The sequence below is a fragment of the Streptomyces sp. NBC_01197 genome (assembly GCF_036010505.1).
Classification (GTDB): Bacteria; Actinomycetota; Actinomycetes; order Streptomycetales; family Streptomycetaceae; genus Streptomyces.
Map to the genome: position 1 here is coordinate 2339880 of NZ_CP108569.1, position 26099 is coordinate 2365978.

General features: G+C 70.8%; 23 protein-coding genes and 2 tRNA genes. 14 read left to right on the plus strand and 11 right to left on the minus strand.

Annotated features, from left to right (window positions below):
- Positions 1-32: 32 nt before the first annotated feature.
- From OG452_RS10480 to OG452_RS10495, 4 genes are read right to left on the minus strand one after another with little or no spacing between them, the layout of a single operon-like run.
- On the minus strand, positions 33-2093 hold the full coding sequence (locus OG452_RS10480) for an acetate--CoA ligase family protein (protein WP_327295342.1): 2061 nt from the start codon (positions 2091-2093) through the stop codon (positions 33-35).
- 1 nt (position 2094) lies between these two features.
- On the minus strand, positions 2095-2286 hold the full coding sequence (locus tag OG452_RS10485; protein ID WP_327295343.1) for a ferredoxin: 192 nt from the start codon (positions 2284-2286) through the stop codon (positions 2095-2097).
- A 59-nt stretch (positions 2287-2345) separates the two neighbouring features.
- Entirely contained in the window at positions 2346-3575 is a 1230-nt protein-coding gene (locus tag OG452_RS10490; RefSeq protein WP_327295344.1) for an NADH-ubiquinone oxidoreductase-F iron-sulfur binding region domain-containing protein, read from the minus strand.
- Positions 3572-4000, minus strand: a complete 429-nt coding sequence (locus tag OG452_RS10495; protein ID WP_327295345.1) for a hypothetical protein — start codon at positions 3998-4000, stop codon at positions 3572-3574. Before OG452_RS10495 ends, OG452_RS10490 begins: the two co-directional genes overlap by 4 nt.
- A 395-nt stretch (positions 4001-4395) precedes the next feature.
- On the opposite strand from OG452_RS10495, the gene OG452_RS10500 reads away from it, so the two are divergent.
- The 13 genes from OG452_RS10500 (at position 4396) to OG452_RS10560 (ending at position 17792) form a co-directional block, all read left to right on the plus strand.
- Positions 4396-5571, plus strand: a complete 1176-nt coding sequence (locus OG452_RS10500; RefSeq protein WP_327295346.1) for an aromatic ring-hydroxylating oxygenase subunit alpha — start codon at positions 4396-4398, stop codon at positions 5569-5571.
- Between the two features lie 185 nt (positions 5572-5756).
- Positions 5757-6881: a polyamine ABC transporter substrate-binding protein gene (locus OG452_RS10505; RefSeq protein ID WP_327295347.1), complete on the plus strand. Its 1125-nt coding sequence runs from the start codon at positions 5757-5759 to the stop codon at positions 6879-6881.
- 3 nt (positions 6882-6884) lie between these two features.
- Positions 6885-7787 (plus strand): ABC transporter permease, encoded by a 903-nt coding sequence (locus OG452_RS10510; protein ID WP_327295348.1) that lies wholly within the window; start codon positions 6885-6887, stop codon positions 7785-7787.
- Positions 7784-8665 carry an ABC transporter permease gene (locus OG452_RS10515; RefSeq protein WP_327295349.1) on the plus strand — a complete coding sequence of 294 codons (882 nt, stop codon included), beginning with the start codon at positions 7784-7786 and terminating at the stop codon, positions 8663-8665. The genes OG452_RS10510 and OG452_RS10515 overlap by 4 nt, the downstream gene beginning before the upstream one ends.
- Before the next feature lie 5 nt (positions 8666-8670).
- Positions 8671-9750 (plus strand): ABC transporter ATP-binding protein, encoded by a 1080-nt coding sequence (locus OG452_RS10520; protein WP_327295350.1) that lies wholly within the window; start codon positions 8671-8673, stop codon positions 9748-9750.
- Between the two features lie 42 nt (positions 9751-9792).
- Complete coding sequence (locus OG452_RS10525; protein ID WP_327295351.1) at positions 9793-11112, plus strand: flavin monoamine oxidase family protein; 1320 nt, start codon at positions 9793-9795, stop codon at positions 11110-11112.
- Positions 11105-12538 carry an aminobutyraldehyde dehydrogenase gene (locus OG452_RS10530; protein WP_327295352.1) on the plus strand — a complete coding sequence of 478 codons (1434 nt, stop codon included), beginning with the start codon at positions 11105-11107 and terminating at the stop codon, positions 12536-12538. The genes OG452_RS10525 and OG452_RS10530 overlap by 8 nt, the downstream gene beginning before the upstream one ends.
- 207 nt (positions 12539-12745) lie before the next feature.
- A complete protein-coding gene (gene hisN, locus OG452_RS10535; protein ID WP_327295353.1) occupies positions 12746-13546 on the plus strand; it encodes a histidinol-phosphatase in 801 nt (266 codons plus the stop codon).
- Positions 13547-13683: 137 nt separating this feature from the next.
- Positions 13684-14088 carry a CBS domain-containing protein gene (locus OG452_RS10540; protein WP_327295354.1) on the plus strand — a complete coding sequence of 135 codons (405 nt, stop codon included), beginning with the start codon at positions 13684-13686 and terminating at the stop codon, positions 14086-14088.
- Positions 14089-14284: 196 nt separating this feature from the next.
- Positions 14285-14701 carry a Fur family transcriptional regulator gene (locus tag OG452_RS10545; RefSeq protein ID WP_327295355.1) on the plus strand — a complete coding sequence of 139 codons (417 nt, stop codon included), beginning with the start codon at positions 14285-14287 and terminating at the stop codon, positions 14699-14701.
- A 313-nt stretch (positions 14702-15014) separates the two neighbouring features.
- Positions 15015-15725: an ABC transporter ATP-binding protein gene (locus OG452_RS10550; protein WP_327299583.1), complete on the plus strand. Its 711-nt coding sequence runs from the start codon at positions 15015-15017 to the stop codon at positions 15723-15725.
- A complete protein-coding gene (locus OG452_RS10555; protein WP_327295356.1) occupies positions 15722-16585 on the plus strand; it encodes an ABC transporter permease in 864 nt (287 codons plus the stop codon). The genes OG452_RS10550 and OG452_RS10555 overlap by 4 nt, the downstream gene beginning before the upstream one ends.
- Positions 16586-16658: 73 nt before the next feature.
- On the plus strand, positions 16659-17792 hold the full coding sequence (locus OG452_RS10560; RefSeq protein WP_327295357.1) for an ABC transporter substrate-binding protein: 1134 nt from the start codon (positions 16659-16661) through the stop codon (positions 17790-17792).
- Between the two features lie 68 nt (positions 17793-17860).
- Here the strand turns inward: OG452_RS10560 and OG452_RS10565 are convergent.
- From OG452_RS10565 to OG452_RS10580, 4 genes are all read right to left on the minus strand, one after another.
- Positions 17861-17934 (minus strand) — tRNA-Met (locus OG452_RS10565).
- 157 nt (positions 17935-18091) lie between these two features.
- On the minus strand, positions 18092-19888 hold the full coding sequence (locus OG452_RS10570; RefSeq protein ID WP_327295358.1) for a tetratricopeptide repeat protein: 1797 nt from the start codon (positions 19886-19888) through the stop codon (positions 18092-18094).
- Positions 19889-20116: 228 nt separating this feature from the next.
- A tRNA-Met gene (locus OG452_RS10575) sits at positions 20117-20190 on the minus strand.
- 106 nt (positions 20191-20296) lie between these two features.
- Positions 20297-23173: a UPF0182 family membrane protein gene (locus OG452_RS10580; protein ID WP_327299584.1), complete on the minus strand. Its 2877-nt coding sequence runs from the start codon at positions 23171-23173 to the stop codon at positions 20297-20299.
- A 136-nt stretch (positions 23174-23309) separates the two neighbouring features.
- On the opposite strand from OG452_RS10580, the gene OG452_RS10585 reads away from it, so the two are divergent.
- Complete coding sequence (locus OG452_RS10585; protein WP_327295359.1) at positions 23310-23870, plus strand: PPA1309 family protein; 561 nt, start codon at positions 23310-23312, stop codon at positions 23868-23870.
- 97 nt (positions 23871-23967) lie between these two features.
- On the opposite strand, the gene OG452_RS10590 is transcribed toward OG452_RS10585, so the two are convergent.
- From OG452_RS10590 to OG452_RS10600, 3 genes are all read right to left on the minus strand, one after another.
- Positions 23968-25062 (minus strand): YlbL family protein, encoded by a 1095-nt coding sequence (locus OG452_RS10590; RefSeq protein ID WP_327295360.1) that lies wholly within the window; start codon positions 25060-25062, stop codon positions 23968-23970.
- 92 nt (positions 25063-25154) lie between these two features.
- Entirely contained in the window at positions 25155-25325 is a 171-nt protein-coding gene (locus OG452_RS10595; protein ID WP_327295361.1) for a hypothetical protein, read from the minus strand.
- Between the two features lie 153 nt (positions 25326-25478).
- On the minus strand, positions 25479-25937 hold the full coding sequence (locus tag OG452_RS10600) for a molybdenum cofactor biosynthesis protein MoaE (RefSeq protein ID WP_327295362.1): 459 nt from the start codon (positions 25935-25937) through the stop codon (positions 25479-25481).
- Between the last annotated feature and the right edge of the window lie 162 nt (positions 25938-26099).

Below are 26099 nucleotides of genomic sequence, written 5' to 3' on the forward strand. Positions count from 1 at the left end.
GGCGATGAGCCGGGCCGGGCGAGCCGGGCGGATCAGGCGAGTACGGCCCGGGAGTCCAGGGCGAGGACGCCGTGCGGGCGTACGAGAAGCGGGTTGACCTCGATCTCGGCGATCTCGGGGTGGGCGGCGGCGAACGCGGTGATCGTTTCGACGGCGGCCGTGGCCGCGGTGACGTCGACGGGAGGCCGGCCACGGACACCGTCGAGCAGTGCGGCGGTGCGCAGCCCGCGCAGCAGTCTTCCGGCACGGTCGGCGGACACGGGGGCCAGGGTGAAGGCGACATCGTGCAGCGCCTCCGCCAGAACGCCGCCGAGGCCGACCATGGCGACCGGGCCGAAGCGCGGGTCGCGGTTGACGCCGACGATCAGCTCGATACCGTCGGACAGGTCCGCCATGGCCTCCACGGAGTACGAGGGCGCCCCCAGCCGGGTGTGCATTTCCCGGAAAGCGGCGAGCAGTTCGTCGGGACCGGCGAGGCCCAGTGCCACGCCGCCCGCGTCGGACTTGTGCAGCGAGTGCAGGGTCTTGAGTGCGTAGGGTCCGGTGAACTCCCTGGTGACAGCGGCCAGTTCTGCCTCACCATGGACCTCCCGGGCCGCGGGGAAGGGGAGCCCGGCGGCTTCGAGTGCTCTTCGAGTCCGCAAGTAGCCGGTCTCGCGCAGGGGTGCGGCGGGCCGGGGAAGGGGCGTGACACCGCCGGCCCCTGGCGTGGCCGGCGTCGCCGTCGCGGCCAGGGCGCGAGCGGCGTCCTCGGTGGCCTCGAATACGGGGATACCGGCTGCGGTGAGGGTGCGGCAGGTGGGGGAGCGGGGGTACATCGACTGCACCACCAGCGGTTTCGCGGTGGCGCGGTGGTGGGCTGCGATGAGGCTGGCGGCCGCCTGTTCGCCGTCCGCCAGCGCTCCACCGCCTCCGCCGGGCCCGCCGTCCGCGGCCGCGTAGCCGCCGAAGTAGCCGGTCATCAGGACGGCGTCGACCTCTTCGGCCGCCAGCAGTGCGGAGACGGTCCGGGCGTAGGAGCCCGGGTCCTGCTCACCCATACCTGCCAGGTCCACCGGGTTCGCGACGGCCGACTGCTCCCACAGTGCCTCCCGCAGGCGCTGCCGCGTCGGCGGCCGCAGTTCGGGGACGGTCAGCCCGGCCGCCTCCGCCGCGTCGGCGGCGACGACACCGTGGCCACCGCCGTCCGTGAGCACGGCGACCCGGCGGCCGGCCGCTCGCCGGCCGCCGTCCAGCGCGGCCAGTACGACGGTGAGTTCACGTGGGGTGGCGACCAGCTGCACGCCGGCGTCCCGGCAGGCCGCTGTCACCACGTCGGCCGATGTCGTCAGCGCTCCGGTATGGGACTGTGCGCTGCGTGCGGAGGCGTCTCCGCGCCCGGCGGTCAGCAGCACCACCGGCTTCCCCGCGCCGGCGGCGGCCTCGGCGAAGGCGCGTCCGTCGGCGAAGTCCTCCGCGTAGACCGCGATGGCCCGGGTGCCCTCGTGACGGGAGCAGTCGGCGAGCAGGTCGACGAGGGTGACGTCGGCCTGGTTGCCCAGCGAGACGAAACGGGAGAAGCCGAGGTCGTGCGGGCGGAAGCGCAGCTGGAGTTCGAGGGCGAGGTTGCCGCTCTGGCTGAGGAGGGCGACACCGCCGGGGGTGAAGGTGTCGGAGGCAAGGAAGAGGTCGGTGGTGTTGTCGGCCAGGCCCAGGCAGTTGGGGCCGATCATGACGGCGCCGGCGGCACGCACGCGTTCGGCGACGGCCTGCTGGCGCATCCGACCCGCCTCGCCGGTCTCGGCGAAACCCGCGGTGATCGCGACGATGGCCCGGGCCCCACAGCCCAGGGCCTCGTCGATGGCGTCATCGAAGCCGGCGGCGGGCACCGAGACGACGGCCAGGTCTATGTCTTCACCGATCGCGGTCAGGCTGGGGGCCGCGGTGCGGCCGAGTACGGTACCGCCGCGGCGGTTGACCAGGTGGACGGGGCGGCGCCCGTTCGCGCGGATGGCCTGGGCGGCTATGGCGTGGCCGTACTTGGCGGGGTCGTCACTGGCTCCGACGACGGCGACGGAGACCGGATCGAAGAGTGCCGACAGGTCGCGTCCCATGTCACTTCCCCAGCCGCAGGGCGAAGTTGGGGCAGGCGGCGACGGCTGCCGCCGCGGCGTCCTCGCCCTCCTGCGGCACGGTGGTGCCGCGCACCTGCGCGTAGCCCCACTCGTCGAGGTCGATCAACTCGGGCGCGGGTTCCTGGCACAGGCCGTAGCCTTGGCAGCGGGTGGAGTCCAGCAGGAGTTTCATGGTGCGGTCCTTCCTTTCGGTGCCCTGGTTCGGGCGGCGGGTGAGTCGGATGAGCCTGGTCAGGGAACGGCCACCACGAACCGGCGGCCGTCGTCGGGCGCCGGGCCGGCGCATACGGGGCAGGGTGAGCATCGGTGGTCGTCGACCCGGTCGGGGAAGTGCGCCAGCAGGCTGGCGACGATGCGCGCAGCGGCGTCGAGCAGCCCGCAGGCGCCCCGGCCGGGCAGTTGCCGGGACCAGCGCCGCAGCTTTTCGGTAGTGTCGTCGCCGGCCCCGCCGTGTGCGAGGGTCGCGAGCGTTCCGGCCAGCGCCCCGGTACCTGAGACGCACACCCCGCACTGCCGGGCACTCTGTGCCGCGAGGTAGGCGGTGGCCTCGGCGGCCACGGCGACCGGGCAGTCCCCGGGGTGCAGGAAGTGCAGCGCCCCGCAGCCGAGCGCGCCGCCCGCCGTGGCCAGCCCGTCGTGATCGAGCGGGAGGTCCCGCCAGCCCGCGCCGTGCAGTCCGCCGAACAGGCCGCCCAGCAGGACCGCGTCGGCTCTGCTGTGCCCGAACATGCCGGCGAGAGCCTTCAGATGCGTGCCGGCGGGCGCCTCGACCAGCGCGCTCGCGCCACCTGTCCCGGAAAGGGTCACCAGATGAGTGCCGGCGACGGCGGCCGCGGTAGCGGGGCGGGAGTGCAGCACCGCGATGCGGGCCAGGGTCTCCACGTTGGCGACGAGGGTGGGGACGCCGCCGACGCCCCTTTCGAACGGGCGCGGGGGTTTGGCCGTGGGCAGCGCCGGGCCGCCGCCGATGCGTCGTACGACCGCGGTCTCCTCCCCGGCGACGTACGTGTGCCGGGTCCGGACGACGTCGATACGCAGGCTGCTGGGCCGCTCGGTGAGTGCCTGGCGGACGGCCCGCTCGGCGAGGGCGTCGGATAGGTAGACGAAGCCTCGTCCGGCACCGGCCATGGCCGCCACCAGTCGGACGCCGTCCAGCACCAGGTGGGTACGGTGACGCAGCAGCCAGCGGTCCTTGACGGAGCCCGGCTCGCCCTCTTCGCCGTTGGCGACGACGACGGCCGGGCCGGGCGAGTGGCGGACGGTTCGCAGCTTGACGGCCGCGGGGAAACCGGCACCACCGCGCCCGCGCAGCCCCACGGCGGCGATCTGCTCGAGCAACCGGCCCGGCCTCGGCACCGGTGCGTAACCACCCGCCGCGACGTACTGGGCGAGGTCTCCCGACGCCGGGTGCGTGAGCAGGCTGTTCCGTCCTTCGGGGAGCAGAGAGAAGACGCCGGTCATGCGGTGCTCCCAGGCTCGGAGTGGCCGGAGGGAATGGGGGCGGAGCGTGCTCTCAGCCGCGCCAACGCCCCTGCCAGGGCGCGCCGTTGTGAGGCGGTGTTCCGGTAGCCGGGGCCGGGCAGGCCGATCAGCATGCGGTGGTGGTCGAGGACGACCTCGCCGGCCACCAGGGCGGGCTGTGGATCGGCGGCCGCGGATCCCTCCGCTGCCTCGACCACCAGAGCGGTGACTTCGCCGAGGTAGCGCAGCCAGCCGCGGTGTGTGCCGCGCAGCACCAGCCGCTCGACACGGCGTCGCTCGGCGGCGACGAGGGCCGAGGGCGGGCGACCGGCCGCCGGGGCCCGCAGGGCGGCCACCGCGGAGGGCAGCTCCTGTTCGGGCTCCGGGGTGAGGCCGAGCCATACGAGACTTCGGCGAGCGCTCATGCGTGCCTCCGGGGTCGCACCCTGCCCGTGACCGGGAACGGGTGGCGCGGCGATGGCGGGTAGGGGGCTCCGCGTCGAAGAGAACGGCGGGGAGCTGCGCCGGGTACGCGGCGGGGGCCGTGCACCACGAGGACGAGGGGTGTGCGGATAACGCTCCGCAGGCCCGTGGGATGCGCCCGGACAGCCGTCTGCTGGAGCCGGCGCATCTGCCTTCAACGAGACTAACTAACTAATTAGTCAGCCCACAAGTCTTGACTTGGTTCTCGGTCCGCCCCAGTCTGACTAACCAATCAGTCAGCCGTGCCCCCAGCAGGTCCCCCGGGACGGAATCTGCTGCTCGTCCCGGCCACAGCCTCACCGCCCATCGCCGCCCCTGCGGCGCGGAGGAGGACACCATGCGACCCCCGACCACCCGGGCAGCCACCCCGCCTGCCCCTCCCCCGGAGCCGGCCCCCGAGCACCCGGGCCAGGCCCTGCCCGCCCACTACTACACCGATCCGGCTATCGCCTCGGCGGAGGCCGAACGCGTCTTCGCCAGGTCCTGGCAGCTCGCCTGCCACGAATCCGACCTCCCCGGTCCCGGCGCCCGCCTCACCGCGACCGCCGCGGGCCGGGAGGTTCTGGTCGTCCGGACCGAGGACGGCGGCCTCGCCGCTCACCTCAACGTCTGCCGCCACCGCGGCACCCGCCTGGTCGCCGGCCCGGAGCCGTCGGGCAAGGCGATCCGCTGCCCGTACCACGGCTGGACCTACAAGCTGGACGGACGACTCGTCGGCGCCCCTGAGGCGCGCCGGATCCCCTGCCTGGACAAACCCCGGCTCGGGCTGCACCGGGTCAACGTGGAGTCCTTCCTCGGCTTCGTCTTCGTCAACCTCGACCTCGACGCGGCTCCGCTCTCCGAAACCTGCGCCGGTCTCGCCGAGGCCATGGGCCGCTACGCCGGACCCGGCCTGACGCCCGTGGGCAAGCACCGCATCCACGACCTCACCGGTGGGGAGGAGCAGAACGCCAACTGGAAAGTGATCGTCGACAACTACCTGGAGGGCTACCACGTCCCCGTGGCTCATCCCTCGCTGATGCGGCTCCTGGACTACCAGGCGTACACGGTGGACGTGCAGGAGAACTACGTCCTCTTCGAGTCGCCGCTGCGCGACAAGCCGTCCTCGAACTGGACGGAGCGGCTCTATCAGCGGCTGGCCAGCCCGATGCCGGGACTGACCGAGGCCGACCGGCGCGTGTGGCGCTACGCCGTGATCTATCCGAACACGCTCATCGACTTCTACCCTGACCACGTGCTCGCGTGGACCGCCCTTCCCACCGCCCAGGACCGGGCGGCGATCCCCGGCGCCTTCTACACCCGGCGCGGCGAGAGCCTGCGCACCAGGCTGGCCCGGCGGCTGAACATCCACATCGGCTGGGTCACCAACGACGAGGACGCCGAACTGGTGGAACGCGTACAGGCCGGCCTGTCCACGCCCGGGTTCGAGCCTGGACCGCTCTCGCACCGCGAGGCCGCCGTGGGCTGGTTCGCCCACCGGGTCCGGGACGACCTCGATGGTGAGGCACGGTGAGGCCCTCCGCCACGGCGGCCGGGCCGCACACGTACCCCGTGTTCCTCGCGCCGGGCTTACCCTTCGCCCGCTGACGCACTCTCGCACTTTCCCCAGACCGGTCTTCACTACGGAGTCAGGGCCTCCGTGAGCCGACCCACCGGTCCGCCCTGGAGTTTGCCGTTCCTCGAAGGAGAGGAAGCTCCATGTCCCCCGAGGTACCCCCACCGTCCCGACGCGTCATGCTGCGGGCAGGCGCCTGCGGCCTGCTGGGCGCCGCGGTCGGCGGCTGCGGGTTCATGCCCGCCAAAACGCCCGGCGCCAAGGCCCTCGCCCCGGTCAGGGCACGCGTCGACGGCGATCTCGTCTACTTCAACTGGGCCGACTTCGTCGACCCGTCCGTCTTCAGGGGCTTCGAAAAGGAGCACGGCGTCAAGGTCGTCCAGTCGAACTTCGACTCGATGGAGGGCATGGTCGCCAAGCTCAATGCCGGCAATCGCTATGACGTCATCTTCCCCACCGCCAAGTGGGCCCAGCGTCTCGTACGAGGCGGACGGCTGCGCCGTATCGATCACGGTCAGCTGACCAACTCCCACGCCGTGTTCGGCAGGCACAGCTACTTCGCCGACCCCTGGTACGACCCGGGCTCCGCGCACACGGTCCCCTTCACCGCCTACAAGACCGGCCTCGGCTGGCGCCGCGACAGGCTCGGCGCGCTGACCGGGTCCTGGAAGGATCTCTGGAACGACGAGGGCAGGGGCAAAGTGTTCCTGCTCGACGACCGCGACGAGGTCCTCGGCATGGGCGCGCTGGAACTCGGCCTGGACGTCAGCACCGGAGACACCGGCGACCTCGGCCGCATCACCTCACTGCTGGGCACCCTCCGCCCACGGCTGCGTGGCTTCTCCAGCGACAGCTACAACAACCTCCTCAACGGCAACGCGACCATCACCCAGGCGTGGAGCGGGGACATGGCCGCCATGCTCAACCAGGCCAAGGACCCCTCCGTCTTCGGCTTCGAGGCCCCCAAGGAGGGCGCGCCGATCAACTCCGACTGCTACGCCATCCCCTGGAACGCCCCCCACCCCGGCACCGCGATGCTGTTCATCGACTACATGCTGCGGCCGGAGAACGTGAAGAAGAACATCGAGTACATCGGCTACCCGATGCCGGTGGCCGGCTCCGAGAAGGTCTACGCCGACCTCGTCAAGCCCTTCCCCGAGTGCCTGGTCACCGAGGACGACCTCAAGGCGGACCTCTTCTTCCGCAACGGCAGCCGCATGGCGGAGGACGCCCGCGACACCGCCTGGACCCATGTGAAGGCGGGCTGAGACATGGCACTGCTGCGTCACCGCTCGTCACACGTCCGCCGTCGCGGCCCGGACGCCACCGGCACCCGGATGTGGACCTGGCTCATGCTGCCCGGCACCCTGTGGATGACCGGATTCCTCGTAGCCTCGCTGGTGCTCGTCGCCGTACTCGCAGTCGGTACCACCGACGAACTCGGCAACCCGCGCTTCGGCTTCGACCTTGCCGGTGTCCGCGCCCTCGCCGACCCCGCCTACACCGAAGTCCTGGCGCGATCCCTCGGCTACGCCGTGCTGACCTGCGTCATCTGCCTGCTGATCGCCTACCCGGTGGCGTACACCGTCGCCCTGTACGGCGGCCGGTGCAAACACGCGCTGATCGCCGCGATCGTGGTGCCGTTCTTCGCCAACTACCTGGTCCGTATGTACGGCTGGTCGGTGGTCCTGTCCGACGACGGGCCCGTGCTGCGCGCCCTGCGCGCGGTGGGGCTGGCCGACAACAGTACGAAGATCCTCAACACCGGTGCAGGCGTGGTCGCGGGACTCGTCTACGGCTTCGTGGTCTTCATGATCATCCCGCTGTACGCGGCACTGGAACGCCTGGACGTCTCCCTCATCGAGGCCGGCCGCGATCTGTACGGCGGCCCGGTGCGGACCTTCCTCTTCGTCACCCTGCCCGCCACCCGACAGGGCGCGGCGGCCGGGCTCGTCCTGGTCTTCCTGCCCGCCATGGGCGACTTCGTCAGCGCACAACTCATGGGAGGCCCGGACCAGATCATGATCGGCAATCTCATTCAGGACAAGTTCTTCCAGGGCCAGAACTGGCCACTGGGCTCCGCGCTCACCATGCTGCTGATGCTGGTCCTGCTGATCGGGATGTTCGGCTACCTGCGGCGCACCCGCAAGGACGAAGCGGAGGCCCGCCGATGACCCTGCTGCGGCTGCCCTCCGCCACCGCCCCCACCCGGCCCGCGGCACGCTCCCGAACGCGGCGCGGCCGCGCCGACCGCCGGCCGCGCGTCCTCGTCACCGTCACGGCGCTCTTCTTCGCACTGCTCTACCTGCCCATCGGCGTAGTAGCCCTGTTCTCCTTCAACTCCGAGAGATCCCTGACCGTCTTCGGCGGATTCAGCCTGCGCTGGTACCGCGCCTTCGTCCACGACGACGTCCTGATCTCCTCCCTCGTCACCAGCCTGCGGATCTCCCTGGTGGCGATGGCCGGTGCGGTCCTCATCGGTGTGGCCCTCGCGCTCGGTCTGGTGCGCTGTCGCACGCGGCTCGGCTCGCTCGCCGGCCTGATCATGCTCGTTCCCCTGATCACCCCGGAGATCGTCACCGGCGTCGCGTCGATGCTGCTGTTCAAGGGCCTGGGCGTGACGCTGTCCACCGGCACGGTGATGCTGTCGGAGATCACGTTCTCCATCTCCTACGTCACGGTGATCCTCCGCTCCAGGGTCGCCGCGCTGAACCCCGAGGTAGAGGAGGCCGCGATGGATCTCGGCGCCACCCGCTGGCAGGCGGTCCGCCTGGTCACTCTGCCCGCCCTGCTGCCGGCCGTTCTCGCCAGTGCCGTACTGATCTTCGCGCTTGTCTTCGACGACTTCGTCCTCGCCTACTTCACCACCGGCGTAGACCCCCAGCCGCTGTCGGTACGCATCTACTCGGCGATCCGCTTCGGAGTGCAGCCCACCATCAACGCCGTCGGCACCCTGATGCTCGCCGGATCCATCGGGCTGATCGCCCTGGCCCTGTTCCTTCCGCGCCTCTTCGGCCGCCGCGGCGGCCTCGACATCCTCTCCGGAGAGTGACCTCCATGGACGAGACCGACGCGACCCCGGCCGTCCGGCTCGACGGCGTCTCCAAGCAGTTCTCGGACTCCTACGCCGTACACGACCTCGACCTCGACATCGAAGCCGGCCACTTCTTCTCCCTGCTCGGCCCCTCCGGCTGCGGCAAGACCACCTCGCTGCGCATGATCGGCGGGTTCAGCGACCCCACCGAGGGGTCGGTGCTGCTCGCCGGCGAGGACGTGACCGGGCTGCCACCCAACAAGCGCAACGTCAACACCGTCTTTCAGAGCTATGCCCTGTTCGACCACCTGAGCATCACCGACAACATCGCCTTCGGCCTCAAACGCAAGGGCGTGGACCGGGCACAGGTCCGCCAGCGCGTAGGCGAGATGCTGGACCTGGTGCAGCTCGGCGGTCTCGCCGAGCGCAAGCCCCGTACCCTCTCCGGCGGTCAGCGGCAGCGCGTCGCCCTGGCCCGTGCCCTCGTCAACCGGCCCGCTGTCCTGCTCCTCGACGAGCCGCTGGCCGCCCTCGACCTGAAACTGCGCCGGCAGATGCAGGTGGAGCTCAAGCAGATCCAGCGCGAGGTCGGCATCACGTTCGTCTTCGTCACCCACGACCAGGATGAGGCGCTGACCATGTCCGACCGGATCGCCGTGATGAACGATGGCCGCGTCGAGCAGTGCGGCAGCCCCGAGGACGTCTACGAGCACCCGGCCAGCACCTTCGTCGCCTCCTTCCTGGGCACCTCCAACCTGATGAACGGCACCTACCGGAACGGCGAGGTCGCCCTCGTCCATGGCCCCGCCCTGGATGTCGGCAGCCGCACCGGCATCACGGACGGCACCGCCGTCAGCGTGTCCGTACGCCCCGAGAAGATCTGGCTGTCCGACTTCGAACCCGGCATGTCGGTGCTGAGCGGCATCGTCCGCGACACCGTCTACAGCGGGCCCACCACCACCTACCTGATCGAACTGGCGCCCGGCGTCACGCTGTCGGTGCTGGAGCAGAACACGGCCCGCGCGCGCATGGAGGACCGCTGGTGCGGCGGCGAGACCGTGGAGGTCGGCTGGCGGCCGGAGCACTGCCTGGTCCTGGTCTGACCGCCCGCAAGCGTTCCTGACGCACTGACGAAAGCGAAACTGATGCATCATGACGTGATCGTGCTCGGCGCCGGGCTGGCCGGGCTCGCCGCCGCCCGGGACCTGGCGGCCGCCGGCACCGACGTACTGGTCCTGGAGGCCCGGGACCGCGTCGGCGGCCGGGTCGAACAGGCCCGGCTGCCCGACGGCCGCACCGTCCAGCTGGGCGGTGAAGTGGTGGGCCGCGCCCACACCGCCTACCTTCAACTGGCGGAGGAAATGGGCCTGAAGCTGGTCCCGAGCTATGTCGCCGAGCCGGGCCGCATCACCCGCGCAACCCCCGAGGGCCGCTCGGCCGGTGATCCGCCGCACTGGTTCGGCCCCGGCGACGCGGCCCTGCACGAGCGGCTCGGCGCGGAGTTCACGGCCCTGGCCGCCACCGTCGGCCCCGACGACCCCTGGTCACATCCGGAGGCGGCCGCCCTCGACCGGCTGTCGGTGGCCGACTGGCTGCGCTCGCGGCACGCCACGCCCGCCGTCGTACGCCTGTGGGACATCGGCCAACTGGCCCTCGCCGGTGGCTCCTACGAGCGGACCTCGCTCCTCGCCGCCCTGCGCAAGAGCGCCGCGGTACCCGGTTCCGGCTCGGGCGACTACGACTACGACGACTGGGAGGGAATGCGGCTCGCCGAGGGCTCCGCCACCCTCGCCGAGGTCATGGGCCGCACACTCGGCCCGCGTATCCGCCTCGGCTCACCCGTCGTCGCCCTGCACATACGCCCCGGCCGCTGCACCGTACGCACGGCCACCGGTGAAACCCTCACCGCCGCCGCGGTGGTGAGCGCCCTGCCCGTGGGACCTCTGCGCTCCGTCTCCGTCACCGGGGTGAGCGAGGCGCGCCTCGCATCCCTGCACCGCCAACGCCAGGCGGTGGCCGCCAAGTTCGCCGCCGTCTACGACCGTCCTTTCTGGCGCGCGAAGGGGCTGAGCGGCCTGTCCGAGTCCGAGGGAGTCCTGGGCAGTACCTGGCCGCAGGGCGAGGGCGTCCTCTCCGCCCTGATACCGCCCGAACGCTACGGCGTCCTGCTGGGCGCCCCGCCCCAGCTGCGCACCGCCGAACTGCTCACCGAGGTGGCCGCCCTGTACGGCGACGAAGCCCACCACCCGCTCGCCTGCTACCTGCGGCTGTGGGGAACCGATCCGTGGACTCAGGGCTATGTCACCCAGTGGCCGCCGGGCGAGGTCACGGCGGTCGGCCCGCTGCACAGCACCCACGAGCCCCCGTTCTACGTCTGCGGCTCCGATCAGTGGGTCGCCGGATACATGGAAGGCGCCGTCCGCACCGGCCGCGCCGCCGCCGAGGAGGCCCTGCGCCGTGGCTGACCACACCTACCGCACCACCGTCCTGAACCACATCGGCGGCAAGGACGTGCCCGCCGCCTCCAGAGCCACTCTGCGCCTGATCGACCCGACCACCGGACGCGTCCACGGCACAGCGCCGCTCTCCGGCGCTGAGGACGTCGACACGGCCCAGCGGGCGGCGCAGGAGGCCTTCGACTGCTGGTCGGCCACCACCCCGATGCAACGCCAGACCGCGCTGCTGCGCATCGCCGACGCACTGGAGGGACAGGCCGGCGTCCTGGCGAGCGCCGAGGTCGCCGACACCGGCAAACCGCGCGCTCTGTTCCTGGCGGACGAACTGCCCGCGATCGTCGACGGGATGCGGTACTTCGCCGGAGCCGCCCGGAATCTCCCGGGCGCCGCCGCCATGGAGTACACCCCGGGCCGCACCTCCGTACTGCGCCGCGAGCCAGTCGGCGTCTGCGCCCAGATCACCCCGTGGAACTACCCGCTGATGATGGCCGCGTGGAAGGTGGCGCCCGCGCTCGCCGCCGGGAACACCGTCATCCTCAAACCGTCCGACTCCACCCCCTCCTCGGCCACACTCCTCGCCCGGCTGGCCGCCGAGCATCTGCCGCCCGGTGTGCTCAACGTCGTGTGCGGCGATCGTGACACCGGGCGCCACCTGGTCGTCCACCCCGGCATCCGGCTGGTCGCCGTCACCGGCAGTGTCCGCGCCGGACAGCAGATCGCGGCCGCCGCGGCCGCCGGTCTCAAACGGCTCCACCTGGAACTCGGCGGCAACGCCCCGGTGGTGATCCACGAGGACGCCGATCTCGGCGAGGCGGTCGAGCAGTTGTCGTCGCTCGCCTTCTACAACGCGGGCCAGGACTGCACGGCCGCCACCAGGATCCTGGTCCACCACCGGATCCACGACGCCTTCCTCGCCGCGTTCGCCGAGCGGGCCGAGCGGCAGGTGCCGGGTGACCCCGACGACCCGGACACCGACTTCGGTCCTCTCAACAACACCGCCCAACTTGCCAACGTACGCCGCCTGCTGGACTCGCTCCCGGACCACGCTGAGGTCATAACGGGCGGCGCGGCGCCGGCCCGCCCCGGATTCTTTCACCAGGCCACCGTGGTCGCCGGAGTCAGGCAGCAGGACGAGATCGTCCAGAGCGAGGTGTTCGGACCGGTCGTCACCGTCCAGCCCTTCACCCACGAATCCGAGGCCTTCCACATGGCGAACGCGGTCCCCCAGGGGCTCGCCGCCGGCGTCTGGACGAGCGACCACGACCGGGCCATGCGCGCGAGCCGCGCGCTGCAGGCAGGGATCGTCTGGGTCAACACCCACGGCACGACCGTGTCGGAGATGCCGCACGGCGGCGTACGTCACTCCGGTTACGGCAGCGACCTCTCCCTCGCCGGGCTGCTGGACTACACCCAGGTCAAACACGTCATGCTGTGAGCGGTGGTCAAGCACCTGCTCGCTGCCGCTCATCACGGCAGACCCGTTCCTGCCCGGTCTGCGGATCGTCGTCGCCCCGCGCCGCTCGCTCCGCCCGCAGCATCCCGCGGCGCATCGCCGAAGACGGAGGACGGCGCGTTCGTCCGCGGCACCACGGCCGGCAGGGCCCTGTGGCTCGATCGGGGGCCCGGTGGATACTGTGACGCCATGCCCGACTACCACGATGATCTGCGCCTCGCCCATGTCCTCGCGGACGCCGCCGACGCGGCGACCATGGACCGGTTCAAGGCCCTCGACCTGAAGGTCGAGACGAAGCCGGACATGACCCCCGTGACGGAGGCGGACAAGGGCGCGGAGGAGCTGATCCGCGGACAGCTCCAGCGCGCCAGGCCCCGCGACGCGATCCTCGGTGAGGAGTACGGCCTGTCGGGTACGGGTTCCCGTCGCTGGATCATCGACCCGATCGACGGCACCAAGAACTACGTACGCGGGGTCCCGGTCTGGGCCACTCTGATCTCCCTGGCTGTCGCGGGCGAGGGAGGCCACGAGCCGGTGGTCGGCGTGGTCTCCGCACCCGCGCTGGGCCGCCGCTGGTGGGCGGCGAAGGGCGGCGGCGCGTACACCGGGCGCAGCCTGACCTCGGCCACCCGGCTGCACGTCTCCAAGGTCTCCAAGGTCTCGGACGCCTCGTTCGCGTACGCCTCGCTGAGCGGCTGGGAGGCGCAGGGGCGCCTCGACGGCTTCCTCGACCTGACCCGGGACTGCTGGCGGACCCGGGGGTACGGGGACTTCTGGCCGTACATGATGGTCGCCGAGGGCTCGGTGGACATCTGCGCCGAGCCGGAGCTGTCGCTCTGGGACATGGCGGCCACCGCCATCGTCGTCCAGGAGGCCGGCGGCGAGTTCACCAGCCTGGACGGGGTACGCGGGGTCGAGGGTGGCAACGCGGCCGCGTCGAACGGGCTGCTCCACCAGGATCTGCTGGGCTATCTCAACCAGCGGTACTGAACGCCGAACATCCGCCCAGGACTTCACCCTCCCGGACCCTTGCCGTGTTCATGAGCTGATGCGACTCTGAGAGTCCCCCACTTGTGAACTTGTGAATTCACGCGCATGCTGGATTCCTCCAGGAGGTGGCACTCGCCATGTTCGTCCGCGACGCCATGAGCACGGTGGTCCTCACCATCGGCCCCGCACACACGCTCCGACAGTCCGCCACTCTGATGTCCGCACGCCGTATCGGCGCGGCTGTCGTATTCGACCCCGACACCTGCGGAGTCGGCATTCTGACCGAGCGCGACATCCTCAACGCCGTCGGCGGTGGCCTCGACCCCGACCGGGAGACGGCGGGCGCCCACACCACCACGGACGTCGTCTTCGCCGCGCCCTCCTGGACCCTGGAGGAAGCGGCCGAGGCGATGTCGAACGGCGGCTTCCGCCACCTGATCGTGCTCGACGGCGTCGGCCCGGTCGGCATCGTGTCGGTGCGCGACATCATCCGCTGCTGGGCGCCGGACAGGCGCGAGGCGGCGGCACTGGTCGCCTCCTGACCCACCCGGCTCGCACGGCACGGTCGGGAAGTCACCACGCTCGACGGACTCACGCGGGTTCTCCTGCCTCACACCTGACAGGTCCTGGCCCCTGACATGCTGCACTGGATCCCATGATGGACTCTGTCCAAGTCAAGGAGTGGTCCAAAGTCACATCCGTTCGGACTTGGCCTTCTCTCCTGTTAGGCTGGGCCTTATGAGTGACCTGTTGGAACGCCTGCGCGACCGCGGCTGGCGGATGACCGCCCAGCGCCGCGTCGTGGCCGAGGTCCTCGACGGGGACCACGTTCATCTGACCGCCGACGAGGTGCACGCGCGCGCCGCGACGAGGCTGCCGGAGATCTCCCGGGCGACGGTCTACAACACCCTGGGCGAGATGGTCGTCCTCGGCGAGGTGATCGAAGTCTCCACGGACCGCCGCGCCAAGCGGTACGACCCGAACGCGCACCGGCCGCACCAGCACCTGGTCTGCGCCCAGTGCGGCTCCATCCGCGACGTGCGCCCCGCGGGCAACCCCCTGCGGGACCTCCCGGACGCGGAGCGCTTCGGCTTCACGATCTCCGACGTAGAGGTGACATACCGGGGCGTCTGCCCGGCCTGCGCGGCAGCCTGACCCTTACATCCAGCGGAGCCCCGGGGCGAATGCCCCGGGGCTCCGCCGTGTGCACACCTCTTCCAGTATCTGACTACCCGTCATATCCTGCGGCGATCACCCGTCCGCACCCTCCGCAAGGAGACGCCCCGTGGGAGACCCGCACCCGCCCCCACTCACCGCCCAGCCAGTCACCTCCGAACCAGCGCACGGCAAGCCGGCGCCCGGCAGTCCCACGTCCGCCCTACCGACGTCGGGCGACCCGGCGCCCGGCCGGTCCGCCAAACTCCACGTCCAGTCCCTCACCCGCACCTTCGGCCGCGGCCGCACCGCCTTGAACGCACTCGGACCGGTGGATCTGGACATCGACGCCGGCGAGTTCACCTGCATCGTCGGCCCTTCGGGCTGCGGCAAGTCCACCCTGCTGCGGATCGCGGCCGGGCTGCTGCGCCCCAGCACCGGTGAGCTGGCCATCCGCACCTCGTCCGCCCGCCCGGCCGCGATGATCTTCCAGGACTACGGCATCTACGACTGGAAGGACGTCCTGGCCAACGTCCGGTTCGGCCTCGACATCCAGCGCGTCCCGCGCAAGGAGGCCGACCGCCGCGCCCGCGACTGGCTGGCGCGCATCGGCCTCGCCGACTTCGCCGACGCCTACCCGGCGGCTCTCTCCGGCGGTATGCGCCAGCGCGTCGCCATCGCCCGCGCCCTCGCCGTGGAGCCCGAGATCCTGCTGATGGACGAGCCGTTCGCGGCCCTCGACGCACAGCTGCGCACCATCCTCCAGGACGAGCTGCTCGAACTCACCCAGACCACCCGCACCACGGCTCTCTTCATCACCCACAGCCTCGAAGAGGCGATCGTCCTGGGCGACCGGGTCCTGGTGATGTCGGCGCGTCCCGGCCGGATCATCGCCGAGCGCCGGCCGCCGTTCCCCAGGCCCCGGACCGGCGACATGCGGTCGGCCCCCGAGTTCACCGAGCTGAAGTCCGAGCTGTGGGAGCTGCTGCGCGGCGAGGTACGCGGAGAGGCGGTCCCCGCATGAGCACAGCGGTCAAGACACCGAAGGAAGGGCTGCTGGTCAGACGGCCGGGCCCGCAGGAGCTGCACCCCGTACGCACCCATCGCAGGCGCCGCACCCTGGAACTGGCACTCGCCGTCGCCGTACCCGTCGTCCTGATCCTGCTCTGGCAGCTGGCGGCGGACCGGTCCTGGATCGACGACCGGGTCTATCCGGCGCCCTCCACCATCCTCTCCGACGGCTGGGACCGCGCCGCTCAGGGCGCACTCTGGCCCGATGTGTGGGCCACCCTCAAGCGGGTGCTCGGCGGATATGCGATCGGCACCGTGTCGGGATACGTACTCGGCCTGCTGATGGGGTCGCTCGCGCTCGTACGGGCGGCCCTGGAGCCACTGCTCGACGCGCTCTACGTGGTCCCGAAGCTCGCTCTGCTGCCCGTCTTCCTCAACATGTTCGGACTCGGCGAGGGCCCGCAGATCGCGCTGGTCGCCGCCACGGTCTTCTTCTTCGTCTGGATCTCCACGATGGCGGCGGTGCTCGCCGTGCCCGCAGGCCACCGCGACGCCGGACAGGTGTTCGGCGCGTCACCGTGGCAGATGTTCCGGCACGTCCTGCTGCCCGCCTCACTGCCCGCGGTGCTCGTCGGGGCCCGGATCGCGGCGGGGGTGGCGGTGCTCGTCATCGTCGCGTCGGAGCAGATCGCCGCGTCCAACGGCCTCGGGCATCTGATCTTCGACTCCCGCGCGCTCTTCCAGAACGACGTGATGTTCGTCGGGATCGTCTGTGTGGCCGTCCTCGGGGTGCTCTTCTCCGAGCTGGTGCGGATCGCCGGACGGCTGCTCACTCCATGGGCCCCGCGCGACCGCGGCCGCAGCCAGTCCTGAGCCAGTCCCGAACACCGGACCGTCCACCGACGGGACCCCCCGCAGCCCCCATGTCCGTACGTACGGAGGCTCCATGCGTATCAGCACGCTCTGCACCACCCTTCTCGCCGCGGGTTCCCTGCTCGCCGCCGCCGGGTGCGCGAAACACGACAACGGCGGCCCGGCGCCCGCCACGGAGCCCCGCACGGTGAGAGCCGTCGCGGGCTGCGCCAAGGGGTGGACCGACCCGGCCGACCTCGCCCCCGGGCGGGCGCCGGCCCGCTGCGCGAAGGGCGCTCCCGCCCCCCGGCCGCTGGCGAAGAAGCGCAAGCTGGTCGTCGCGACCGGCACGCTGGCGGCGGAGTACGTCGCACCGCTCGAAGTGGCGGTCGAGAAGGGCGAGTTCAAGAAGGAGGGACTGGACGTCCGGCTGAAGGTGCTGCCGACGCCGGACGGGCTCCCGCTCCTCGCCAAGGGCGATATCGACGCGCAGTGGGCGGCACCCGAGGCAGCCGTGATGAACGGCATCAGAGGCGGCTTCGACATCAAGTGGGTCGCCGGTAACTTCACCCCCGACCCGGCGTCCAAGAGCGGCCTGTGGGCCCGGCTCAAGGACGGTCAGTCCCCTTCGTCGGTGACCATGAAGGGCAGCAGGATGGGGACGATGATCGGCAAGGGGTCGGTCGTCACCTACGCGATGGAGAAGGCCCTCCAGAAGCACGGCGGCGAACTGAACTCGATCAGCTTCCAGCAGCTCGGCTCGGCGGACGTCCTGACAGCGCTGCAGAACGGCGGAGTCGACTCGGCCTGGCTGCTCGACCCGGTCTGGCGCAAGGTCGACGGGAACCCCAGGTACACCTTCCTGGGCGGCCAGCCGCTGGGCGAACCGCTCGGCGGGCTGCTCTTCGGCCCGAACCTGCTGACCAAGGACCCGGACGCGGGCGTCGCCTTCCTGCGGGCGTACATCCGGACGGTGAACACGTACTTCGCCGGCGACTACAAGGCCGACAAGGGGTTCACGGCCTCGCTGGCCAAGCTGCTGAAGACCGACAAGTCGGTGCTGACCTCGACGCCGTCGCTCCGGATGGACTGGGAGATCCGCAAGGGCACGGCGGACCGGCTCCAGAAGACGTACCGGGACGCCGGGGTCGAGCAGGGCGACCCGCTGCCCGAGGACAAGGTGGTGGACCGCTCGCTGTACTCGGAGGCGGTGGGCCACAAGCCCTGATACGCCGGGCGGGCGGCCGAACATGCCGAAGACCCGGACTCTTCCGAGTCCGGGCCTTGGGTCTTCAGTAGCGGGGACAGGATTTGAACCTGCGACCTCTGGGTTATGAGCCCAGCGAGCTACCGAGCTGCTCCACCCCGCGCCGTTGTGTTCGTAACTCTACGTGGGGACGGACGACCAGTGCAAATCCGTTCCCGCAGGCAGGGCCAGACCGGTCGTGCTCGGCCCGCCGGAACATGCGCGCTCGGCTGCTGCTCACGGCCGGCCGCGCTGTGAGACGTGCACGACCGGCCTCGCTGTTACGCGGTGAGCTCCTGGCGCAGGGCCTCGCTGAGCCGCGCCGCGCGCTCGGCGACCTCGGCCGGGCCGAGCTCCACGGCCCGGTTGCACCACTTCTGCCCTTCGCCCAGCTCGCCGCGGCGGATGGCGAGCAGCGCGAGGCGAAGGGCGGCCCGGCCGTGCCCGGCGTTGGCGGCCCTGGCCCACCAGAGACCGGCCTCGCGCTCGTTGCCCTCGCGGGCCAGCAGCAGCCCGAGGTTGAAGGCACCGTTGCGGCTGCCCGCCTCGGCGGCCTCGCGGTACCAGCCCGCCGCGGCCTCGACGTCGTTGCGGGAGGCGGCGAGCATGCCGACCCGGACCTGGGCACGGCGGTGCCCCTGCTCGGCGGCGCGCTCGTACCACTCCTCGCACTCGCTCTTCTCGGTGACGGGCTCGCCCAGCACGGGCGGGCCCGGCGGCGGCATCCGGGCGTCGAGCAGCGCGCCGAGCCGGAAGGCCGCCTCGGTGCTGCCGCCGCCCGCCGCGCAGCGCAGGTGGCGCTCCGCCGTGTGCTCCTCGCCATCCCTGAGCAGCGCGATGCCGACCTGGAGCGCGGCCTCGGTGTGCCCGGCCGCCGCCGCCCGCTCGTACCAGACGAAGGCGCCGCGGTCGTCGTCCCGGCCCGCGTGCAGGATGCCCAGGTTGAAGGCGGCGTCCACGCTGCCCGCCTCGGCCGCCTTGGAGAACCACGGCTCGGCGCCGGCCGGGTCGCCGTTCTGCAGGAGCAGGACGGCGAGCGCGTTGGCCGCCTCGCGGTGCCCGGCATAGGCGGCGCGGCGGTACCACTGCTCGGCCTGCGCCGTCCGCCCCTGAGCGGCGCAGAGCAGGGCCAGGTTGTACGCGCCGTTGACGTCGCCCGCGTCCATGGCGGCCCGGTACCAGCGCTCAGCGGTCTGCTTCTCGCCCCGGGCGGCGTGCAGCGCGCCCAGCGCGTTGGCCGCGTTCCCGTCACCTTCCTGGGCGGCACGCAGCCACCAGACGGCGGCGCTCTCCGTGTCGCCCGCGTCGCGCAGCAGGAAGCCGAGCGCGCAGGCCGCGCGGGCCTCGCCGTCCTTGGCGGACGTCAGATACCAGCGGCCGGCCTCCTTGAGGTCGCCGCGCTTCTCCAGGATCACGCCGAGGTGCAGCGCGGCGCGCCGGTGGCCTCGCGCGGCGGCCTGCCGGTACCAGCGCTCAGCCTCGGCCGCCGGGGCCTCGCCCGTGGCGGCCCGGTCCAGCGCGCGCGCCAGCCGGTAGGCGGCCTCCCGGTGGCCCTGCTCGGCGGCGGCGCGCAGCCACCGCTCCGCGCCGATGTCCCCGCGGTGCTCCAGCAGGTCCGCGAGGGCGTACGCCCCCAGCGCGTGTCCCGACTCGGCGGACTGGCGCAGCCAGTACTCAGCAGCGGGCTCGTCGCCGCGTTCCCGGTGGTGCCTGCCCAGCGCGTGGGCCGCGGCGGCGGAGCCCGCGACAGCGGCGATGCGCCACCAGCCGGCCGCCTCGTCCGCGTAGCCGCGCTGGTGCAGCAGTACGCCCAGGTTGTTGGCCGCGGCCCGGTCCCCCTCCCCGGTGGCGGCGCGCAGCCAGCGCTCCGCGCCGTCGAGGTCCCCGCGGCGCAGCAGCAGCGCACCCAGTACGCTCATCGACGCGGTCTCACCACTCTCGGCACCGCTCCGGTGCCGTGCCTCCGTCTCGGCGTCGGCCGTTTCCTCCGCGTCGACGACGTCGCGGCCCTCTTCGGCGTGCTTCTGCACAAACCGCCCTGTCTCCAACAGAGTTGCCCTGTCCCCCATAAGCACCATCGTCCCACTACGTGCAACTCGCGCACACCTGGTATATCGCAGTCGACTAGGTCACTACAGCGTTTTGTCGACTTCCCGCAGCGCGGTAAGTGAAACATGAACGAGTCCCAACTTCCCGTAGGCAACGCCTTCTTCACAGGAGTCGCACGCACAGGCAACCGGGCAGCCGCCTCGGACACGCATGAAGAAGGCCCGGATCTCTTTCGAGATCCGGGCCTTCGACTTCAGTAGCGGGGACAGGATTTGAACCTGCGACCTCTGGGTTATGAGCCCAGCGAGCTACCGAGCTGCTCCACCCCGCGCCGTTGTGTTGCAACCGTACCACGGCACGGAGGGCCGCCTTACCGGCCCGCGGTCGGGCCTGATCAGGGCTTTTACCCCCTGGTCAGGCCCGGGACCGGTCAGCGGTCAGCCGGTCTTGCCGCTCGGCTTGACCTTGGCCCCTGCGGCGGAGGCCCGCTGGAGGGCGTCCTGCAGGTCCTTCTGCGCCTTGCCGTAGGCGGTCCAGTCCTGCGGCTTCTTCGCCAACGCCGCCTGGCCGTCGTCGTACGCCTGCTGGGCGTCGGCGATGGCCTTCTTCACCGTGTCGTTGGCCGGCGGTCTCGTGGTGTTCCCGGTCGGCGGCGGGTTCGTCTCCTGGCCGGCCACCCCGAAGACCTTGTCCAGCGCCTGACCCAGGGTGTTCTCGAACGCCGTGGTGTCCCCGTCCGGTGAGTCGGCGTCCGCGTACGAGACGGCCACCTTCTTCAGCAGCGGATAGTGCGCGTTGTTGCCCTGGGCGTACACCGGCTCGACGTAGAGGAACCCGCCGTCCAGCGGCACCGTGAGCAGGTTCCCGTACTCGATGTCCGAGTCGGCGCCCTTCATGTCCCGGACGAAGGTGCCGACTTCGGACGAACCGTTGAGCTTGTTCTGCACCTGTTCGGGGCCCGGCACCTCGGAAGTGACTCTGAGCAGTCTGATCTTGCCGTAGTCCGGACTCGCCGCGTCCGCGTCCACTGCCATGAAGCCGCCCAGGTTGGGACGCCCGCTGGGGGTGAACGTCGTGGTGAGCGAGAAATGCTGCTGGTCGCCCTTCTGGCCCGGCATCCTCAGCGACAGGTAGTAGGGCGGTACGGCCCTGTTGTCCCTGGTCGTCGGGTCGTTGGGCACCTGCCAGGCGTCACTGCCGGTGTAGAACTGCTTGGGGTCCGTGACGTGGTAGCGCGCCAGCAGCTCGCGCTGCACCTTGAACATGTCCTGCGGATAGCGCAGATGCGCCTTCAGATCCGCCGGGATGTCCGCCTGCGGCTCGACCGTGTGCGGGAACGCCTTCATCCAGGTCTTGAGGACCGGGTCCTTGGTGTCCCACTGGTACAGCTTCACCTCACCGGTGTAGGCGTCGACCGTGGCCTTCACCGAGTTGCGGATGTAGTTGACCCGGTTCTGCTGGGCGACCACCGCCCGCTGGTTGTCGGTCAGCGAGTCGGCCGTACTGTCACCGAGCGTCGTACGCGAGGCGTACGGATATCCGTTGGTCGTGGTGTACGCGTCGACGACCCACTGAATCTTCCCGCCCACCACCGCCGGATAGGAGTCGCCGTCGATGGTCAGCCAGGGGGCGACCGCCTCGACGCGCTGCTTCGGCGTGCGGTTGTAGAGGATCTTCGAACCCTTGCCGATGGCTCCCGAGTAGAGCATCTGCGGCTCGTTGAAGGCCACCGCGTACGCGGCGCGGTTCAGCGGGTTGGAAATGTCCACCCCGCTCTTGCCCGTGTAACTGGTGTTCTTCTCACCGTTGTTCTCGTAGTCGAGTTCCTTCTGCGGGCCCCCGACGATCGAGTACTGAGTGGTCTTCTCGCCGTAGTAGATCCGCTGCTGGTAGGCGGGGAGAGTGCCCGAGGTCGGCAGGCCGGACTCGGTGAAGACCGGGGCCCCGTTGCTGTCCGTGGCCGTGCCCTTGGCAGTGATCGCGCCGTAGCCGTGCGTGTATGTGAAGTGGTCGTTGATCCAGTTGTGCTTCGGGATGCCCGCGATGTTCAGCTCGCGCAGGCCGACCACCGTGTCCTGGCCCTTGTACCGGTCCACGTCCAGTGTCGCGGGGAAGCCGTAGTACTTCCGCTTCTGCTCCTGCTGCTGGAAGGTCGGCGAGACGACGTTCGGGTCGATCAGCCGGTAGCTGGCCGCCGAGTTCGCGTCGCCACGCTGCTTGGTCGTGTCCTTGGTACTGCTCTTGCCGGAGTAGTTGTCGACGGCGGTGCCGTCGATGTCGTACGCCTGGCGCGTGGCCTTGATGTTCTTCTGGATGTACGGCGCTTCCTTGGCCTGCTCGTTCGGCTGGACCGTGAACTTCTGCACGATCGCCGGGTAGAGCCCGCCGATCAGGATCGCGGAGAGCACCATCAGACCGAAACCGATCACCGGCAGCTGCCAGGTGCGGCGCCAGAGCGTCGCGAAGAACAGCAGCGCGCAGATGACCGCGATGCAGAACAGGATCGTCTTCGCCGGGAGATAGGCGTTGGCGTCCACATACCGCAGGCCCGTCCAGTTGCCCGTGGCCTTGAAGTCACTGGACTTCACCGCGAGTCCGTACCGGTCGAGCCAGTACGCCACGGCCTTGAACGCCACGAAGATGCCGAGCAGCACCGACAGATGGCCGGTGGCCGCCGATGTGGCGCGCGCGCCGGGGCTCGTGACGCGCAGCCCGCCGTACAGGTAGTGCACCAGTGCGGCGGCGATCAGCGAGAGCACCGCGGCGGCGAAGCCGAAACCGAGCAGGAAGCGGTACCAGGGCAGGTCGAAGGTGTAGAACGACACATCCAGCTTGAACTGGGGGTCCTTCTGACCGAACGGCACACCGTTGACGAACATCAGCCAGGTGCGCCACTGCCCGGAGGCGGAGGCACCCGCGATCAGCCCGACGACCGCCGTCACCCCGAGCAGCAGCCACCTCTTGTACGGGGCGATGCCCATCCGGTAGCGGTCGAGGTTCTGCTGCTCCAGCGACATCGCGCTCAGCGGCGGCCGGAGCCGGTGCGCCAGCCAGATGTTGAGGCCGACGGCGGCCCCCATCACCACGCCGAAGACGAGGAAGAGCCCGATCTTCGTCCACAGGGTGGTGGTGAAGACGGATGAGTAGTGAACGGACCGGTACCAGAGCCAGTCGGTCCAGAACCCGGCGAACATGATGAACGCCATGGCCAGGACGATCAGTACGCCCAGGGTCATCAGCAGGGTCCGGGCGCGGCGGGACGGCCGTCCCACTCTGATCCGTGGCCCGGTCGGGCCTCCGCCGCGGTCCGGCATCTGGAAAGCCAACGTGCGCACCTCGAAGTTTGCGGTTGTGTGGAGCAGGCCCCGCGATCGTAGAGCCCACTCATGCAACTTACTGAGGCTTTACCCAGTTCCCGTTCCCGGGGTGGAAGAGGGCAGGATATTGCCCATGCCCAACGTTTCTTCGCCCTCAGGCCCTCCGATGGCCGCCAGTCCGCTCACCGTGGCCGTACTCGAAATCGACGAGTACGCGTCCGGCCTCGGCTGGGACCAGCCCGCCCGACTCTTCGCACTCGTGGACACCGCGAAGCTCCGTACCCAGGAACCGGGCCTGGCCGCCCAGCTCGGTCTCGACGACGGCGAGCCCGCCGCGTCGCTGACCCCCGTCGAGCAGGACGAGATCCCGGACACCACTCCGCTCGACGAGTTCCTCGCCACCATCGCCTGGCCCGACGCGGTGGCCGGCTGTGCGATGACGGTGGAGCGGCTGATGCTGCCGCCGTCGGCGGAAGCGTCCGTACCGGACGGAATGGACGAGGCGCAGCTGACGGCGTGGGTGGCCCAGCACCCGGACCGGCAGGAGGTGCGGATGACCGTGGCGGTACTGCGGGACGGCACCCGTGAGTCGGCCCTGCGGCTGCGCGCGAAGGACTCACCGAACGAGGTGCTCACCGGCGCGGAGCTGGTCCCCGGCCTCGCCGAGGCGCTCTCGGTGACGTTCGAGGCATAAGGACTGCCTCTCGTCCGGACCGGGCCGCTCCGCCCCGTGGCGATCCGGCTGTGTGCGTACGCGCCTGTTCACGCGGGTACGCACACAGCCTGCGTGGCTACTTCGCGGAGCAGCTGGGCAGCCCTGCGGTGTCTCCTGCGCGGATCTTGTCCATCGCCTGCTTCGCGTCCTTCATCGCCTTCACCTTCACCAGGGTGAGGCCCGACGGGGTGTCGGCTGCAGCGGCCGCGCAGTTGTCGCTGGGCGTCAGGAAGTACTGGGCGCCCGCCCGGCGCGCGGCGACGAGCTTCATCTCGATGCCGCCGATCGGCCCGACCACGCCCTTGTCGTCGATGGTGCCCGTACCCGCGACGAACTTGCCGCCGGTCAGGTCGCCCGGCGTCAGCTTGTCGACGAGGCCGAGGGAGAACATCAGCCCGGCGCTGGGGCCGCCCACATCGGCGAGCTTGATGTCGATGTGGAACGGGAAGGTGTGGTCGGTGCCCGCCTGGATGCCGACGATGGCCCGGCCCGGGTCCGGCGCGGGGGCCTTCGCGGTGACGATGGACACGTTCTTCGTGCCCTTCGGCTCGGCGCCCGCCTTCTCCGCGGCCGCGGCGGTACCGGCCGGCACGACGGTGAAGACGACCGACTGGCCCGGCTTGTGCCGGGTGACCAGCTTCGCCACGTCACCGGGCTCGGCCACGGCCTTGCCGTCCACGTCCTTGATCACATCGCCCGCGTGCAGCTTGCCCTGCGCGGGACTGCCCTTGACCACCGTCGAGACCACGGTCCGCGACTTCACGGGGATACCCAGCTCGTCCAGGGCCGCGACCTTGGCGCTCTCCTGTGACTGGCTGAACTCCTCGGCGTTCTGCTGGGTCGACTGCTGCTCGGTCGTGCCGTCCGGGTAGAGGGTGTCGTGCGGAACGACCAGGCTGTCGTGCGCGAGCCAGCCGTAGACCGCCTCGACCAGGTTCATCTGGTAGTCGGACCGCGTGACCCTGACCGTCACCATGTTGAGGTGACCGCTCGTCGGGTACGTCTTGTGGCCGGAGACCTGCAGGACCGGCTGGCCGCCCGCCTTGCCGAGCGTGTTCACGGTCGGCCCCGGGCCCATCTCGGCGTACGGGACGGTGAGGAACACTCCGCCGCACAGCAGCGCGATCAGCACGAGAGTGGACGTGAGCAGCGTCAGGGTGCGGCGTGGCATGGAACGACAGTACGGGACCAGTCTGTGGCGCACCGCTCGGGGCCGGGGCGCGGATCCCGGCCAGGGCGGAGCAGGCCGCGGCACCAGTGGAGTCAGAGGGTGTCGGAGCCGGCGTTCGCCTTGTCCATCGCCTCTCGGAACCGGGCGTAGCCGGCGAGTTCGGCGCCGTCACCGGCCTTGCGCTGCCGCGTGGCCCACCTGCCCCACAGGGCGGATCCGACCGCGGCGAAGAGCGGAATCAGCAGCCAGGCGAGTGCACCCATACCGACCTCCGGACCCCCGTGAACAGTCGCGAACCGACTGATCAGCAGATTAGTCATCTGCTGCTACAACGCTCGCGGCAGGGGTCCCGTTACGCAAATCGATCACATGGCGGAAAGCGTCACCCGGTAGTGGCGGCCCGGCCCTGGGCGGGGTCAGATGCCGACCCACTCCTCCGTGCCGTTCGAGAACGTCTGGTGTTTCCAGATCGGCACTTCGTGCTTCAGATCGTCGATGAGCATCCGGCACGCCTCGAACGCCTCGCTCCGGTGCGCGCACGACACAGCGGCCACCACGGCGAGGTCGCCCACCGCGAGATCGCCCACGCGGTGGACCGCGGCGAGCGCCCGCACCGGGAACTTCTCGGTGACCCGCTCGGCGACCCGGCGCATCTCGTCCTCGGCGGAGGGGTGGCAGGAGTATCCGAGGGCGTCGACGTCGGTGCCGCCGTCGTGGTTGCGCACCGTACCGACGAAGAGCGCGGTGCCGCCGGCCGCCTCGTCGCCCACGGCCCTGAACACCTCGTCGATGCTGAGCGGGGTGTCACGGATCGCCAGCAGCCGGATGGGGTCCTGAGCCGCGTGTTCGCCGGGGTGGTCGTCGGTGAGTGCCATGACGTCAATGGTGCCGTACGGGGCCGACAGCACGTAAGGGCGGTTTCGACCGGTAGCGACGGGGGCCCATTGGAGCGTCCTACAGGACGGGCCGCCAAGTGGTCCTGTAGGACGGCTCGCCAGCTGGCCCGCATGATGGCGGTCCGCCCGCCCGGCGCGGGC

Bases quoted from the DNA above. Each gene is read 5' to 3' on its own strand.
- OG452_RS10580 (WP_327299584.1), bottom strand. From the start codon at position 23,173: ATGCCGGACCGCGGCGGAGGCCCGACCGGGCCACGGATCAGAGTGGGA.
- OG452_RS10515 (WP_327295349.1), top strand. From the start codon at position 7,784: ATGACCCTGCTGCGGCTGCCCTCCGCCACCGCCCCCACCCGGCCCGCG.
- OG452_RS10495 (WP_327295345.1), bottom strand. From the start codon at position 4,000: ATGAGCGCTCGCCGAAGTCTCGTATGGCTCGGCCTCACCCCGGAGCCC.
- OG452_RS10585 (WP_327295359.1), top strand. From the start codon at position 23,310: ATGCCCAACGTTTCTTCGCCCTCAGGCCCTCCGATGGCCGCCAGTCCG.
- OG452_RS10485 (WP_327295343.1), bottom strand. From the start codon at position 2,286: ATGAAACTCCTGCTGGACTCCACCCGCTGCCAAGGCTACGGCCTGTGC.
- OG452_RS10480 (WP_327295342.1), bottom strand. From the start codon at position 2,093: ATGGGACGCGACCTGTCGGCACTCTTCGATCCGGTCTCCGTCGCCGTC.
- OG452_RS10490 (WP_327295344.1), bottom strand. From the start codon at position 3,575: ATGACCGGCGTCTTCTCTCTGCTCCCCGAAGGACGGAACAGCCTGCTC.
- OG452_RS10520 (WP_327295350.1), top strand. From the start codon at position 8,671: ATGGACGAGACCGACGCGACCCCGGCCGTCCGGCTCGACGGCGTCTCC.
- OG452_RS10525 (WP_327295351.1), top strand. From the start codon at position 9,793: ATGCATCATGACGTGATCGTGCTCGGCGCCGGGCTGGCCGGGCTCGCC.
- OG452_RS10500 (WP_327295346.1), top strand. From the start codon at position 4,396: ATGCGACCCCCGACCACCCGGGCAGCCACCCCGCCTGCCCCTCCCCCG.
- OG452_RS10590 (WP_327295360.1), bottom strand. From the start codon at position 25,062: ATGCCACGCCGCACCCTGACGCTGCTCACGTCCACTCTCGTGCTGATC.
- OG452_RS10560 (WP_327295357.1), top strand. From the start codon at position 16,659: ATGCGTATCAGCACGCTCTGCACCACCCTTCTCGCCGCGGGTTCCCTG.
- OG452_RS10540 (WP_327295354.1), top strand. From the start codon at position 13,684: ATGTTCGTCCGCGACGCCATGAGCACGGTGGTCCTCACCATCGGCCCC.
- OG452_RS10505 (WP_327295347.1), top strand. From the start codon at position 5,757: ATGTCCCCCGAGGTACCCCCACCGTCCCGACGCGTCATGCTGCGGGCA.
- hisN (WP_327295353.1), top strand. From the start codon at position 12,746: ATGCCCGACTACCACGATGATCTGCGCCTCGCCCATGTCCTCGCGGAC.
- OG452_RS10555 (WP_327295356.1), top strand. From the start codon at position 15,722: ATGAGCACAGCGGTCAAGACACCGAAGGAAGGGCTGCTGGTCAGACGG.
- OG452_RS10595 (WP_327295361.1), bottom strand. From the start codon at position 25,325: ATGGGTGCACTCGCCTGGCTGCTGATTCCGCTCTTCGCCGCGGTCGGA.
- OG452_RS10545 (WP_327295355.1), top strand. From the start codon at position 14,285: ATGAGTGACCTGTTGGAACGCCTGCGCGACCGCGGCTGGCGGATGACC.
- OG452_RS10510 (WP_327295348.1), top strand. From the start codon at position 6,885: ATGGCACTGCTGCGTCACCGCTCGTCACACGTCCGCCGTCGCGGCCCG.
- OG452_RS10570 (WP_327295358.1), bottom strand. From the start codon at position 19,888: ATGGTGCTTATGGGGGACAGGGCAACTCTGTTGGAGACAGGGCGGTTT.
- OG452_RS10600 (WP_327295362.1), bottom strand. From the start codon at position 25,937: ATGGCACTCACCGACGACCACCCCGGCGAACACGCGGCTCAGGACCCC.